At 72.3% G+C, this 13,429-nt stretch carries 14 protein-coding genes and 1 riboswitch; of the genes, 7 read left to right on the forward strand and 7 right to left on the reverse strand.

Annotated elements, in window-relative coordinates; genetic code table 11:
- Positions 1-6: 6 nt before the first annotated feature.
- Positions 7-121, reverse strand: a riboswitch (SAM riboswitch).
- A gap of 74 nt (positions 122-195) precedes the next feature.
- Positions 196-981, forward strand: coding sequence for a DUF1684 domain-containing protein (locus tag BM290_RS01130; protein WP_093609001.1), 786 nt, complete (start codon positions 196-198; stop codon positions 979-981).
- A gap of 9 nt (positions 982-990) precedes the next feature.
- A complete protein-coding gene (locus BM290_RS01135; RefSeq protein ID WP_093609003.1) occupies positions 991-2,064 on the forward strand; it encodes a M20 family metallopeptidase in 1,074 nt (357 codons plus the stop codon).
- Here BM290_RS01135 and BM290_RS01140 read toward each other — a convergent pair.
- Both BM290_RS01140 and BM290_RS01145 read right to left on the reverse strand, forming a co-directional pair.
- Positions 2,053-2,607, reverse strand: coding sequence for an HD domain-containing protein (locus tag BM290_RS01140; protein ID WP_093609005.1), 555 nt, complete (start codon positions 2,605-2,607; stop codon positions 2,053-2,055). The two genes, BM290_RS01135 and BM290_RS01140, sit on opposite strands and share 12 nt — an antisense overlap.
- A 65-nt stretch (positions 2,608-2,672) precedes the next feature.
- Complete coding sequence (locus BM290_RS01145; protein ID WP_093609007.1) at positions 2,673-2,993, reverse strand: hypothetical protein; 321 nt, start codon at positions 2,991-2,993, stop codon at positions 2,673-2,675.
- Positions 2,994-3,261: 268 nt separating this feature from the next.
- Here BM290_RS01145 and BM290_RS01150 point away from each other — a divergent pair, with 268 nt between their 5' ends.
- A complete protein-coding gene (locus BM290_RS01150; RefSeq protein ID WP_239143330.1) occupies positions 3,262-4,797 on the forward strand; it encodes a glycoside hydrolase domain-containing protein in 1,536 nt (511 codons plus the stop codon).
- Here BM290_RS01150 and BM290_RS01155 read toward each other — a convergent pair.
- The 4 genes from BM290_RS01155 to BM290_RS01170 all read right to left on the reverse strand — a co-directional run bounded on the left by BM290_RS01155 (position 4,783) and on the right by BM290_RS01170 (position 8,880).
- Entirely contained in the window at positions 4,783-6,420 is a 1,638-nt protein-coding gene (locus tag BM290_RS01155) for a sensor histidine kinase (protein ID WP_239143329.1), read from the reverse strand. The genes BM290_RS01150 and BM290_RS01155 overlap by 15 nt on opposite strands.
- Before the next feature lie 19 nt (positions 6,421-6,439).
- On the reverse strand, positions 6,440-8,077 hold the full coding sequence (locus BM290_RS01160; RefSeq protein ID WP_093609011.1) for a sensor histidine kinase: 1,638 nt from the start codon (positions 8,075-8,077) through the stop codon (positions 6,440-6,442).
- 57 nt (positions 8,078-8,134) lie between these two features.
- Entirely contained in the window at positions 8,135-8,413 is a 279-nt protein-coding gene (locus BM290_RS01165; RefSeq protein WP_093609013.1) for a hypothetical protein, read from the reverse strand.
- A gap of 128 nt (positions 8,414-8,541) precedes the next feature.
- Positions 8,542-8,880, reverse strand: a complete 339-nt coding sequence (locus BM290_RS01170; protein WP_093609830.1) for an L-rhamnose mutarotase — start codon at positions 8,878-8,880, stop codon at positions 8,542-8,544.
- Positions 8,881-9,016: 136 nt separating this feature from the next.
- Here BM290_RS01170 and BM290_RS01175 point away from each other — a divergent pair, with 136 nt between their 5' ends.
- The 4 genes from BM290_RS01175 to BM290_RS01190 all read left to right on the forward strand — a co-directional run bounded on the left by BM290_RS01175 (position 9,017) and on the right by BM290_RS01190 (position 12,395).
- Positions 9,017-9,874 carry an alpha/beta hydrolase family protein gene (locus BM290_RS01175; protein WP_093609015.1) on the forward strand — a complete coding sequence of 286 codons (858 nt, stop codon included), beginning with the start codon at positions 9,017-9,019 and terminating at the stop codon, positions 9,872-9,874.
- Positions 9,871-10,284, forward strand: a complete 414-nt coding sequence (locus BM290_RS01180; protein WP_203779137.1) for a MarR family winged helix-turn-helix transcriptional regulator — start codon at positions 9,871-9,873, stop codon at positions 10,282-10,284. Before BM290_RS01175 ends, BM290_RS01180 begins: the two co-directional genes overlap by 4 nt.
- A 68-nt stretch (positions 10,285-10,352) precedes the next feature.
- The gene (locus tag BM290_RS01185) at positions 10,353-11,705 is read left to right on the forward strand and encodes an NAD(P)/FAD-dependent oxidoreductase (RefSeq protein WP_093609017.1); all 1,353 of its coding nucleotides are present in this window, start codon (positions 10,353-10,355) and stop codon (positions 11,703-11,705) included.
- A 39-nt stretch (positions 11,706-11,744) separates the two neighbouring features.
- Positions 11,745-12,395, forward strand: coding sequence for a thymidine kinase (locus tag BM290_RS01190; RefSeq protein WP_093609019.1), 651 nt, complete (start codon positions 11,745-11,747; stop codon positions 12,393-12,395).
- 3 nt (positions 12,396-12,398) lie between these two features.
- Here the strand turns inward: BM290_RS01190 and BM290_RS01195 are convergent, their stop codons facing one another.
- A complete protein-coding gene (locus BM290_RS01195; protein ID WP_093609021.1) occupies positions 12,399-13,346 on the reverse strand; it encodes a lamin tail domain-containing protein in 948 nt (315 codons plus the stop codon).
- Positions 13,347-13,429 lie beyond the last annotated feature (83 nt).

Raw genomic sequence — 13,429 nt, forward strand, 5'->3', positions numbered from 1 at the left:
CCACGGGTTCGCCGTTTGCCGCTGTCGGTCGACAACGGCCTGGTCCTCACCCGGGGCACCCCGTCGCGAACGGAAGGGTTGCCGGCCAGCAAGCCGGGGCTGTGCGCTGGCACTCATGACCTGCATCCGAAATTAGCAGATGTCACGCCGGCCGTCCATTTCCCATGCAACAAGTAGGGAATAGAGTCGTCATCCATGACGACCTCGTTCCAGCAGCAGTGGGACCAATGGCACACCGGGCACGAGCAGCGGCGCGCCGATCCGCACGGCTTCCTCGCCATCACCGGCCTGCACTGGCTCACCGAGACGCCGCAGAGCTTCGCCGACGCCCCCGGCGCCTGGAGCACCGGGCCGGCCGGGGTGACCGTCGTGCTCGGTGACGGCGAGTCGCTCGACGGCGACGCCGGCCCGATCACCGGCACCCACACGTTCGCGCCGCTCGAGGAACGCGCCGACGTGACCGTGAGCCACGGCGACGTGCGGATCGAGATCGCCCGGCGCGGCGGCTTCGACGTGGTACGGCCGCGCAACCCGGCGAGCCCGGTGCTGGCCGCCTACACCGGCACGCCCGCCTACCCGGCCGACGAGAAGTGGGTGGTGACCGGACGGTACGTGCCGTTCGACGAGCCGAGGCCGATCACCGTGGGCTCGGTGGCCGAGGGCATCGAGCACGTCTACGAGTCGCCGGGGCGGGTCGAGTTCGAGGCCGGCGGCCAGTCGCTGGCCCTGACCGCGTTCAACGGGACCGCGCCGGGGTCGCTGTTCGTGCTGTTCACCGACGCCACCTCGGGGCTGACCACCTACGCCGCCAACCGGAGCCTGTTCATCGCGCCGCCGGCCGCGGACGGCACGGTCACGCTCGACTTCAACCGCGCCACGAACCTGCCGTGCGCGTACACCGAGTTCGCGACCTGCCCGCTGCCGCCGTCCGGCAACCGGCTGGCCGTCGCGGTGGAGGCGGGCGAGCAGATCCCGGCGTAGGGTCCCTCCATGGAGCACCTCGCGGAGCTAATCGCGATCCGCTCGACCGCGGATCGGCCGGACGAGCTGCGGCGTGCGCTCGACCTGCTGCTCACCGTCGCCGGCCCCGGCTTCGGGGTCCGCCGTTTCGAGTCCGGTGGCAGGCCGAGCGCGCTGCTGACCGTTCCGGGCCGGGCCGGCCCGCCGCGGGTGATCCTCAACGCCCACCTGGACGTGGTGCCCGGCGAGCCGCACCAGTTCGTGCCGCGGCGCGACGGCGACCGCCTCTACGGCCGCGGCGCCCACGACATGAAGGCGGCCGCCCTGGTGATGACCAGGGTGTTCCGCGACCTGGCCGCCACCCTGCCGTACGGCCTGGCGCTGCAGCTGGTCACCGACGAGGAGGTGGGCGGCTTCGACGGCACCGGGCACCAGGTGGCGCAGGGGGTCCGGGCCGGTTTCGTGGTCATCGGCGAGCAGAGCGGGCTGCGGGTGGTCACCGAGTCGAAGGGGATCATCCGGGCCCGGCTGGCCGCCTCCGGCCGGACCGCGCACGCCGCCTACCCGTGGCTCGGGTCCAACGCGCTGGTCGCGGTCACCGACGGGGTGCGCCGGCTCCTGGAGCGGTATCCGGCGCCGGCCGCCGAGGCGTGGGTGACGACGGTCAACGTGGCCCGGATCGACACGCCGAACCAGGCCGCCAACGTGGTCCCGGCCGAGGCGGAGGCGCTGCTGGACATCCGGTTCCCGCCGTCCGACCCGGACCTGGCCGGGCGCGGGCCGGAACAGGTGGCCGCCTTCCTCGCCGAGGTCACCGGGCTGACCGCCACGGTCGAGGCGCTGGGCGCCCCGCACTTCGCCGACCCGGGCAGCGCCGAGGTGCTGCTGCTGCAACGGGCCGCGCGGGAGGCGGGCTACGACGGGTCGCTGCTGCGCAAGCACGGGGCCGCGGACGGGCGCTTCTACTCGGCCGAGGGCGTGCCGGCGGTGATCTTCGGGCCGGGCGGCGACGGGCAGCACGGGCCGGAGGAGTATGTCGATCTGCGCACGCTCGGGCCGTACCGCCGGGCGCTCGAGACGTTCTTGACGGGCCTAGACGGCTAGCAGGTGCTCGACGCGGGCGGCGATGGCCCGCAGGTGGGGGCGGCGGGCGGCGCCGACCTTCGCGTTCCACGAGCAGGGGCCCTGGCGGTGCAGCATCTCCGTGTAACGGGTCTCGGTGTCGACCCGCGCGCCGGCCGGCCCGACCGTCTGATCGGCGTAGGTGAGGGCGTCGGCCATCAGGCTGCGCTCGTCGGGGAACGCCGCCAGCTGCTCGCCGAAGCCGCGGGCCGCGCCCACGAAGCGGGCGCCGGAGTGGTAGGCGACCAGGCCGGCGATCCGGGCCGGCCAGCCCTCGGCGCTCAGGTGCACGGCGCCGTCGAGCGGATGAAAACCGGTCAGCGCGATCGGCTCGGCATAGCCGATGTCGTGCAGCCAGGCGGCTGCCACCAGGACGTCCGGATCGAGGTCGAGACGGGCGGCGAGCTCCGCCGCGCGCTCCGCCACTCCGGCCGTGTGCTTCCACCGGTTGCCGCTGTCGCCGATCAGCGACGCGGCGACGGACCGGGCGAGAACGGCGCGGCTGGGAGCGAGAACGGCGGTCATCGCAGGATGCTACGTCCGCGCGGGTTAACGGCGGATGGACGGACGATGACCGCTGACCGAAACCGTCAACCCACTCGCAACCTCTGCGACGGCACCCCGGCCGCGGCGAGCTGAGCAGCGAGAGGACCGCTGGGATTGTCGACGAAGACGGCCACCTGATGGTCGTCGCCGAGTCCGCACGCGGCGGCCACCGAGCCGAGATTGATCGGGTCGAGCTCGCGGACGTGCGCGAGATCGACGATCAGGCGCAACGGCCGCACCCGCCGGACCGTGTGCACCAGGAGCTGGCGCAGCTCCACCGCCTCGTCCGGGCCGACCGCGCCGTGCGGCTGGATCACCACACTGCCGTCGGCGCTGGTGCTGACCTCGACAACCGAGCCACGCATCGCACTCGCCTCTCGTTAACCGTGCGTTCAGGCGTCTGACCACCATAGGCGCGGCCTTGTGTTCACCCGGCACAACGAGGCATGGACATCGGGTGAACTGTGGGAGCCGCGGCGGGCCGATCAAATTCAGCCGAACAGGCAATTTGCCGATCCTGATACGTCTGTTTACCTCTATGGGCCCTCCATATCGATGAAGTGAGACCCCATGTTGCGAAAAGTCACCGCCGGCATCGTCAGATACCGGAGGCGGCTACTCGCAGCCGTGGTAGTGACACTCTCGGTCGCCCCGCTCGCGTTGATCAACGGCAACGCCACGGCCGCCGCCGCGCTCGCCCCGCAGCCGGGGAACTTCACCGGGTACGGGTTCGACGCCTGCACCGCCCCGTCCAGCGAGACGATGGCCGCGTGGCTCGCGTCGTCGCCGTACCGGGCGGCCGGCATCTACTTCGGCGGCAACAACCGGGGCTGCACCCAGGCCAACCTGACGCCGGAGTGGGTCCGCGAACAGGTCACCCGCGGCTGGCGGCTGATCCCGCTCTACGTCGGCCCGCAGGCCAGTTGCACCACGGTCACCCGGAAGAACCTGATCGACGACACCCAGGCGTGGGCGCAGGGCCGGGCCACCGCCGAGGACGCGGTCCGCCAGGCCACCGCGCTCGGGCTGTCCCCGGAGAGCGTGCTGATCTACGACATGGAGTCGTACGACAGCAAGAACACCGTGTGCCGCGACGGCGTCCTCGCGTTCATGAACGGCTGGACCGCCCGGCTGCACGACTTCGGCTACTTCTCCGGCTACTACAGCAGCACCGCGACCGGCATCGCCGACCAGGTCGCGGTCTACGACAAGCCGGGGTACGTGCGGCCCGACTACGTCGACTTCGCCCGCTGGGACCAGGTCGTCACGGTCACCGACAAGGTGATCCCGGCAGGCCACTGGACCCCGAAGCGGCGGATGAAGCAGTACCGCGGCGGGCACCAGGAGACCTGGGGCGGCGTCACCATCAACATCGACAACGACTACCTGGACTTCGCGCGGCTGCCCGCCGCCAAGCTGTCCGACTGGAACCGCAACGGCTGGTCCGACGTGATGGCCCGGACCACGTCGACCGGGAACCTGTTCGCCTACCCGGGCAACGGCACGTACATCTCCGAGGGCGCCCGCAGCAAGGTCGGCGTCTACCCGTCGGCGAACGCGCTGCTGCGGATGGACCTCAACCGGGACGGTCTCACCGACCTGATCGTGCGGACCAAGGCCGGCGCGGTCTTCTTCTACCCCGGCGTGAGCAGCGGGAAGTTCGGCGCCCGCAAGCAGCTGTACAAGAACATGAGCCACCTGCGGGAGCTGACCGCGATCGGCGACTTCAACCGGGACGGCTACCCGGACCTGCTCGCGTCGCAGACCAGCAACGGCAACGTCTACCTCTACCCGGGGCAGAAGGGCGCGAAGTTCGGCAAGCGGGTGGCGCTGGCGTACGGCGACTGGAACAACCGCAGCGAGTTCGCCGGCGTCGGCGACTTCGACCGGGACGGCGTCCCGGACCTGCTGGTCAAGATGACCAGCTCCGGGACGCTGTACCTCTACCCCGGTAAGTCCGGTGGATTCAAGGCGGCCGTGAAGGTCGGCACCGCGAGCGGCCTGCGCGACCTGCTCGGCGTCGGCGACTTCGACCGGGACGGGTTCACCGACCTGGCCGCGGTCCGGGCGTCGACCGGCGCCCTGCTGATCTACCGCGGCACCGGCAAGGGCTTCCGCGCCGGGTTGCAGGTCAGCACCGGTTACAAGGGCCGGTCACCCCTCTTCTGAGAGGTCCCGGCCGGGCAGCGTGAACAGCACGGTGGTGCCGCCGCCGGGTGTCTCCTCCACCCGGATGTCGCCGCCGTGCCGTTCCACGATCCGCCAGCAGGTGGAGAGCCCGATGCCGTGCCCGCCGGCGGCGCCGGTGCCGAGCCGGGTGAACATCTCGAAGACCCGGTGCCGCTGCTCCGGCGGGATGCCCAGCCCGTTGTCGGCGACCGCGACGGTCCAGCCGGCCGGGCCGTGCTCCGCCGTGACCGTCACCCGGCAGGCCCGCGACGGGTCCCGGTACTTGACGGCGTTGCCGATCAGATTCTGCAGCAGCTGCCGGATCAGCACCGGGTCGCCGTCCACGGCCGGCAGCGGCCCGCCCGCCTCGATCGTCGCCCCGGCGGCCTCGGCGGCCGGGCGCAGGTCGACGCGGACCTGCTCGAACAGATCGGCCAGGCCGGCGGTGACCCGGCGCACCGGCGCGCTGCCGGCCTGGGCGTAGCCGAGCAGCGACCGGATCAGGTCCCGCATCCGGGTGACCGCCCGCGACGCCGCCTCCACCCACTGCCCGGGACGGCCGTCGACCTCGTCGCCGATCAGCTCCAGGTAGCCGCCGACCGAGGTCAGCGGCGCGACCAGGTCGTGGCTGACCGCACCGGCGAAGTTGCTCAGGTCGGCGTTGGAGCGGCGCAGGTCGGCGTTGGCGGCGGCCAGCTCACGGCGGGCCTCCTCGATCTGCCGCTGCTGGGCGCGGGCGCTCGTCACGTCGTTCATCGCGACGACCGCGCCCTGCGGCACGCCGGCCGGCCCGATCAGCGACCGGCCGCTGACGCTCACGTGCATCAGCGTGCCGCCGGGCCGCTTGATGATCATCTCGGCGTCCTTGACGCTGCCGTCACGCAGGGCACGGCACAGCGGGACCCGGTCCGGGGCGAGCGGGGTACGCCCGTCGGTCTCGAACAGCTCGTACCGGCCGGGCAGGGTGTCGAGTCCGTGCCACTCCCGCGCCGCCCGGTTGAAGAGGGTCAGCTCCCCGTTCTGGTCGGCCGCGACCACCGCCACGTCGATCGTCTCCAGCAGCGTGTCGGTCCACCGCTGCCGCTCCTCGGCCAGGGCCGCCAGCTCGGCGTTGATCCGCGCCTGCCGCCGCCGCTCGAACAGCGCGAGGATGATCTGGGCCAGATCCTGGAGCCGCTCGATCTGGCCGTCGTCCAGCTGCCCCGGCTCCAGGTCGAAGACGCACAGCGACCCGAGCGCGTGCCCCTCCGGCGTGACCAGCGGGAACGAGGCGTAGAACCGGACGTCGGAGAGGACCCCGGTGACCCACGGGTTGTCCCGGTAGATCGGGTCCAGGCTGGCGTCCGGCAGGTAGGTGAAATGGCCGGACTCGAACCGGACCGCGCACATCGAGTCGACCCGGTCGGAGTCGGCGCCGTCGAAGCCGACCGTGGTGAGCTGGCACTGCCGGTTCTCGTCGATCAGGTTGAGCGAGGCGTGCGGCACCCCGGCGACGGTGGCGGCGACCCGGACCACGGCCTCCAGCTCGTCCCCGGCCGGCGAGTCGAGCAGACGGTACTCGTGCAGCGCGGCGAGCCGCAGACGCTCCCGCTCCCGCTCCGACAGCCGTTCAGCCAGATCCACCCTTGTCCGATCGGCACCGCTACCGGCGATCTGACCCTTTCTCCGGCAGCGTGACCGTGACCGTCGCGCCGCCGCCCGGCGTGTCCCCGATCGTGATAGTCCCGCCGTGCCGCTCCACGATCCGCAGGCAGCTCGACAGCCCGATGCCGTGCCTTCGCGCGACCTGCCCGTCCACCCGGGCGAACATGTCGAAGACCTCCTCGCGGCGCGACGGCGGGATGCCCACCCCGTTGTCGGCGATCCGCAGCGACGGCCCGTCGGCGGTGATCTCCACCCGCGACGGCCGGCCCGGGTCGCGGAACTTCACCGCGTTGCCGATCAGGTTCTGCAGCAGCTGCCGGATCAGCACCGGGTCGCCGACCACCTCCGGCAACGGCCCCGGCACCACGACCCGCGTGCCGGCCGCCGCGATCTGCGGGCCCAGGTCGTGCAGCACCTCACCGATCACCCCATCGAGGGGTACGGCCCGAGCCCGCACCGGGGCACTGCCGGCGCGGGCATAGCCGAGCAGCGCGTCGATCAGGTCCCGCATCCGGGCCACCGCCTGCGCCGCCGACGTGACCCACCCGGCCACCCGTGGATGGCCCGCCGTCTCGTCCGGGTCGGCGAGCAGCTCCAGGTAGCCACCGACCGCGGCCAGCGGCGCGACCAGGTCGTGGCTGACCGCCCCGGCGAAGTTGGTCAGGTCGGCGTTGGACCGGCGCAGCTCGGTGTTGGCCGCGGCGAGCCGCTCGTGCGCCTCCTCCAGGATCCGCCGCCGGGTGTGCTCCGCGGTCACATCATGCAACGCGACGACCGCCCCGTCGACCCGGCCGTCGGCGGCCCGCAGCGGCGCCGCGTTCGCCAGCACCGACCGCGGCTCCCGGCCCGGCACCCGGATCATCAGCTCCCGCCCCTTGACCGGGACGCCCTCGCGCATCGCCACCACGAGCGGCACTTCCTCGTCCGAGATCGGGGTGCGCCCGTCCGGCTCGAACAGCCAGGAGCGGGCCGCCGAGCCGTCCGGGCCGGCGCCGAGGACGGCATCGGGGTGCAGGCCCTGCGCGGCCCGGTTGATCAGGGTGACCCGGCCCGCCGGCCCGGTCGCGATCACCGCCTCGTCGAGGCTGTCCAGCATCGTGCGGGTCCACTGATCCCGGGCCTGGATGGTCTCCCGCAGCCCCGCCGACACCCGCGCGAGCCGGCGCCGCTCGAAGAACGCCACCGCGATCCCGGCCAGGTCCTCGAGCCCGCGGATCTGCTCCCGGCTCAACTCCCGGGGCCGCCCGTCGAAGACGCAGAGCGTGCCCATCACCAGGCCGCCGGGGCTGATCAACGGCGCCGACGCGTAGAACACGACCCGCCCGAGCCGCCCGGTCACCCACGGGTTGTCCCGGTAGTCCGGCTCCTTCCGGGCGTCTGGCAGGTGCACGAAGGCGCCCTGGTCCAGGCGGACCGCGCACATCGAGTCGGCCCGCGAACACTGCTGCCCGGCGAACCCGACAGTGGTCAGCTGGTACTGCCGGGCGTCGTCGAGCAGGTTCAGCGTGGCGGTGGGCACGCCGGCGACGGTCGCGGCCACCCGGACCACGGCCTCCAGCTCGGCGGCGGGCGGGGTGTCGAGGAGGTGGTACTCGCGCAGGACCGCGACACGCCGCCGCTCCCGTTCGCTCCCCACCTGCCACCTATCGGCAACCGGCCCCGGCAATTGACCCGAATCCCACCGCCGGCCGGGTCAGAACCAGCGACGCCGGTAGTGGCCGTGGTGGCGGTAGTGCCCGTGATGCCGGTAGTGGCCGTGGTGGCCGTACGCGCCGGGATGCCCGTAGGCGCCCGGGTGGCCGTACGCGCCGGGGTGGTGGCCGTGGCCGTAGGGACCGGGGTGGCCGTGGCCGTACAGCTTGCGGTTGACCTCGCGGAGCATGCCGTCGGCGATCGGGTTGTGGCGTTTGTAGGACATCCGCTGAAGCTTCGACGCGACCATCGAGAGCACGAACCGTTTGACGAACCCCACCGAACGTCTCCTCCACTGACCGGCCCGCGACCCGCGAGCCGTCCGGATTCCAGAGTAGGCCGCCCGTTCCACCGCTGACCTGTGTGAATGCTGTTCGCTTCCGGGGCGTCCCGGCGGAGTCCGGCGCCTCAGCGGCGGTCCAGCTGCTCCTCGAGGTGGAAGACCTGGTCGAGGACGAGCATGCCCTCGTCCGGGCGGGACTCGCCGAGGGCCGGGAAGAACTCGGCCATGGCGGCCTGCCAGCGGGCGTTCACCTCGGTACGGGCCATCGCCTCCTGAGCGGCGGCGAAGTCGTCGGTCTGCAGGGTGCCGACGAGCAGGCCGTCCGGGCGCAGGAAGAGCCGGTAGTCACGCCAGCCGGTCGCGGCCAGCGCCCGCAGCATCTCCGGCCAGACCGCCTCGTGGGCCTTCCGGTAGGCGTCGAGCTTCGACGGGTCGACCTGCAGCGTGAAGCACACGTACGTCATGCCGGTCATCCTGCCCCGCCACCGGTAACGTTTCAATCCTCCCGTGCGGCCCTCCCCTGGCCCACCGCCCCGGTCGCGGCGACTGCGCCATCCCGGCACCTCCCCGGCCACCGTACCCCGTGCTAATTTATGTCGCATGCGAAATAGTTCGATCGAGGTGGACGGGCTCGCCGGGACGCTGTTCGAGCCGGCGACCGAGCCCGTCGCGGCGCTGGTGGTGCATCCGGCCACGGCCACGCCGGCCGGGTTCTACACCGGGTTCGCGTCGTTCCTCGCGGAGCACGGGTTCGCCGTGATCACCTACGACTACCGGGGCACCGGGCGGTCCGGATCGCCGCGGGACCACCGCGAGGTGGGCATGCGCGACTGGATCGAGCAGGACGTGCCGGCGATGACCGGGTGGGCGGCGCGGCGGTTCCCCGGTCTGCCACAGCTCGCGGTGGGGCACAGTGTCGGCGGGCACGCGCTTGCCCTGGGGCGCGGCGGCCCCGGCCTGACCGCGTTCGTTCTCGTCGCCGCCCACGAGGCGTCGATCGCCGCCATTCCCGACCGGGCCGAGCGCTTTCGCGTACGCCTCGTGCTGTCCCTGATCGGACCGGCCCTCGCCGGCGTGCTCGGCTACGTCCCGGCCCGCCGCCTCGGCCTCGGCGAGGACATCCCGGTGGCCGCCGTGCGGCAGTGGGCGGCCTGGGGCGCGCTGCCGCACTACCTGTTCGACGACCCGGTGATGAAGGGCGCCGAGCGGGCCGCCGCCGTCACCCAGCCGGTGCTGGCGATCGGGATCGCCGACGACCCGTGGGCCACACCCGCGCAGGTCGACGCGCTGGCCGCGCGACTGCCGAACGCCGCGGTCGAGCGGCGCACGCACACCCCGGCCGAGGCGGGCCTCCCCCGGATCGGCCACCATGGGTTCATGCGACGCACCGCCCGTGACACCCTCTGGCCCGAGCTGCTGACCTGGTTGCAGAAGCAGGTCGCCGGCGCGTCCCGATGAATCACCGGCTCGTCCTGGAGATGATGACCGCCGAGCGCGCGGTCCGGCGGTGGATCGACGCGCGCTCCGGCGACAGCGGCATCGGCGCGGCCGGCGCGGGGGTGCTGTTCCACCTGGCCGGGCACGACAACGCGCTGGTCGGCGACGTGAGCGCGGCCCTGTGCGCGTCGCCGTCCGGGATCAGCGGGCTGGTCAGCCGCCTGGAGAAGGGCGGCTTCCTGGCCAAGACGCCGGACGCGGCGGACGCCCGGGCGGTCCGGCTGTCGCTGACCCCGCTCGGCCGGGAGGCGGTCGGCGTCGCCCGGACGGTGGTGACGGAGCTGAACGCGGAGCTCTCCGACGGTTTCACCGGCGCCGAGCTGGCCGTGGTGGCCCGCTGGCTGGGACATATCACACAGCGTCTGAGCTGACGGTACTTCCGCTCGGGGCCGGGGCATACCAAGGTGGTTGCCAGGTGCCCTGAAGCGAGGGAGTACTGATGAGCCATCGAGTGGTAGTGGTGGGGGCGGGCTTCGGCGGCCTCTTCGCGATCAAGGCGCTGCGCCGTGCGGACGTCGAGATAACCCTGATCAACGGTACGGCGTACCACCTCTTCCAGCCGTTGCTCTATCAGGTCGCGACCGGGATCCTGTCCGAGGGCGAGGTCGCGCCGCCGATCCGTGAGGTGCTGCGCCGCCAGCAGAACGTGGACGTGCGCCTCGGCTGGGTGCAGGACGTCGACGTGGAGCGCAAGGTCGTGTCGGTGGCCGGGCCGGGCATCGACTACACGGTGCCGTACGACACGCTGATCGTCGCCGCGGGCGCGTCCCAGTCCTATTTCGGCAACGACGAGTTCGCCGACCACGCGCCCGGCATGAAGAGCATCGACGACGCCCTGGAGCTGCGGGCCCGGATCTTCGGCGCGTTCGAGGTCGCCGACCTGCACACCGACCCGGCGACGGTGGAGGCGTGGATGACCTTCGTGGTCGTCGGCGCGGGTCCGACCGGCACCGAGATGGCCGGGCAGATCGCCGAGCTGGCACACCGCAACCTGCGCGGCCAGTTCCGGCACATCGACTCCCGCAAGGCGCGGATCCTGCTCGTCGACGCGGTCGGGGCGGTGCTCAACACGTTCGGCGACCAGCTCTCCGCCAAGGCCGAGAAGCAGCTCGACAAGCTCGGTGTCGAGGTGCGGACCAACACGAAGGTGGTGGCGGTCGACGCGAACAGCATCGAGGTCGAGTCGAACGGCGAGCGCGAGCGCATCCCGGCGATGACGAAGGTGTGGGCGGCCGGGGTGGCGGCCCCGCCGCTGGCCGCGAAACTGGCGGCGGCGACCGGCGCGAAGACCGACCGGGCCGGCCGGATCCTGGTCGAGCCGGACACCAGCCTGCCCGGCCACCCGGAGATCTTCGCGCTCGGCGACATGATGAGCCTGGCCGGCGAGGACGGCAAGCCGCTGCCCGGAGTGGCGCAGGTCGCCATCCAGAGCGGCCGGCACGCCGCCGACCAGATCAAGCGCCGCCTGGCCGGCAGGGAGACGGGTCAGCCGTTCCGGTATTTCGACAAGGGCAGCCTGGCGACGATCTCCCGCTTCTCGGCCGTGGCGAGCATCTGGAAGCTGCGGCTGTCCGGCTTCCCGGCCTGGGTGGTGTGGGTGGCGGTCCACCTGTTCTACCTGGTCGGCTTCAAGAACCGGGTGACCGCGGTGCTGCACTGGTTCGTCAGCTTCCTCGGCCGGGGCCGTTCGGAGCGGGTCGCCACCCAGCAGCAGGCGTTCGCACGTCAGGCGATCCGGGCGTACGGCGATCCGTTCCGGCGGCCCTCGGAGCAGACGGAACAGGTCGGGTAGCGTGTAGCGGCCCGCGCAAGTCCTCCAGGAAGGCTCACCTTGGTCCCGGTCACCGTCAGCGCCCCCGTCGTGTCCCGCGCCAGGACCCTTGCTCCGGTCTTTCACGAGCTGACGCTCTTCCACGGCAGCATGGGGGCGGGCAAGTCGACGCTCGCCCTGCAGAACGCGTACAACCGCCGGCAGGCCGGCCGGCCCGGGATCCTGCTGACCAGCATGGACCGGGCCGGCGCCGGGGTGATGTCGTCGCGGCTCGGGGTGGCCGCCGACGCGATCGAGGTGACCGACGGCACCGAGCTGACCGCGCTGATCGCCGACGAGGTGCCGGCCGGCGGGTTCGTGATCGTCGACGAGGCCCAGTTCCTCCGCCCGGAGCAGGTGGAGCAGCTGGCCTGGGCGGTCGACGAGCTCTGCGTCGACGTGGACTGCTACGCGATCTCCACCGACTTCATGTCGCATCTGTTCCCGGGCGCGCAGCGGCTGCTGGAGCTGGCCGACAACATCGTGTCGCTGCAGGTCGAGGTGACCTGCTGGTGCGGGCGCCCGGGCCGGCAGAACGCACGGATCGAGGACGGCCGGGTGGCCCGCTCCGGCGCGCAGGTGGCGGTCGGCGACACGTCGGACGCGGCCGAGGTCACCTACCGGGTGCTGTGCCGCCGCCACTGGCGCAACGGGGATGCCGGCCCCGCCTGATCCTCACACCTCGGGGTAGATCATCCAGGCGCGCAGGTCGCCGTGCACGTCGAAGAGGTAGCCGCCGTCGCCGACCGCGTGGTTGGCCGGGTCGACGTTGGTGAAGATCGGCTTGGTGAGCCCCCAGTACTTGTGGGTGGCCGTGTTCTTCCCCTTGCCGATGTGGACGTAGACGTCGCCGCCGGCCGGGACCACGGTGCCGGCCGGGAAGGTGTAACGGCGCAGCCCGGAGTCGCGCACCCACCAGCCGGCGATCGGCACGGCCGCCGCCGACGGGTTGTGGATCCTGAACCACTCGCCGTTGAGGTTCTTCTCGTCGAGGCCGTCGGCGTCCGCGTTGACGGTCAGGGTGAGGCCGCTGTTCTGGGCCGGCCCGGGCTTGCAGCTGTCGGTGTCGTAGAGTTCCCGGCCGGCGGCCGCGGCCTCCCGGGCAGCCCGGTGGTAGGCCTCGTCCATCGCCCATTCGCCGGGCCACGCCTGCCAGAGCGTGTAGCCCTCGCGGACCATCTGCTCGCCGACGTCGCGCCACTGCCCGTCGATCTTCACGGCGACCGAGCGCAGCGGGCGGCCCTCGCTGCGGCTCGACGCCTTCAGCGAGGTGAGGCGCACGTAGTTGCCGCCGGCCGCGAGCAGCTCCTCGAGGCGGGAGTTGGCGGCGATCGCGTGGCAGTCGCCCCTGCGCCGCTCCGGGTAGTGCGAGTAGGTCTTCATCTCCATCGCCTGGATGCCGAGGATGCGTACCGACACCAGGTCTTTCGTGCCGTCCCCGGCGAGGTCGACACGGATCGTGTCGCCGTCCGGAGCCCAGTCGACCTTGCCGGTCCACACCTGGCAGCGGGGGCTGCCGGCTTCCGAACGGCAGGCGGTGGTGGTCGCGGCCCGGGCGGGCGTCGCGAGGCCGGTGGCGGTCAGGGTGGCGGCGGCGGCGAGGGCGGCGAGACGGCGAAGCATGCCGCTTCCATCGACCGGGGAAACGCGGGCTTGAGAAGACAGGATAGTTAGCTAGGCTAAGCACTATCCTTGGTGAGGAGAAC

The sequence above is a fragment of the Actinoplanes philippinensis genome (assembly GCF_900113015.1).
Taxonomy (GTDB): Bacteria; Actinomycetota; Actinomycetes; order Mycobacteriales; family Micromonosporaceae; genus Actinoplanes; species Actinoplanes philippinensis.

What these genes read in the sequence shown, in the direction of transcription:
- BM290_RS01130 (WP_093609001.1), top strand. Translation starts at nt 196, where the DNA reads ATGACGACCTCGTTCCAGCAGCAGTGGGACCAATGGCACACCGGGCAC.
- BM290_RS01185 (WP_093609017.1), top strand. Translation starts at nt 10,353, where the DNA reads ATGAGCCATCGAGTGGTAGTGGTGGGGGCGGGCTTCGGCGGCCTCTTC.
- BM290_RS01145 (WP_093609007.1), bottom strand. Translation starts at nt 2,993, where the DNA reads ATGCGTGGCTCGGTTGTCGAGGTCAGCACCAGCGCCGACGGCAGTGTG.
- BM290_RS01195 (WP_093609021.1), bottom strand. Translation starts at nt 13,346, where the DNA reads ATGCTTCGCCGTCTCGCCGCCCTCGCCGCCGCCGCCACCCTGACCGCC.
- BM290_RS01170 (WP_093609830.1), bottom strand. Translation starts at nt 8,880, where the DNA reads ATGACGTACGTGTGCTTCACGCTGCAGGTCGACCCGTCGAAGCTCGAC.
- BM290_RS01140 (WP_093609005.1), bottom strand. Translation starts at nt 2,607, where the DNA reads ATGACCGCCGTTCTCGCTCCCAGCCGCGCCGTTCTCGCCCGGTCCGTC.
- BM290_RS01180 (WP_203779137.1), top strand. Translation starts at nt 9,871, where the DNA reads ATGAATCACCGGCTCGTCCTGGAGATGATGACCGCCGAGCGCGCGGTC.
- BM290_RS01135 (WP_093609003.1), top strand. Translation starts at nt 991, where the DNA reads ATGGAGCACCTCGCGGAGCTAATCGCGATCCGCTCGACCGCGGATCGG.
- BM290_RS01175 (WP_093609015.1), top strand. Translation starts at nt 9,017, where the DNA reads ATGCGAAATAGTTCGATCGAGGTGGACGGGCTCGCCGGGACGCTGTTC.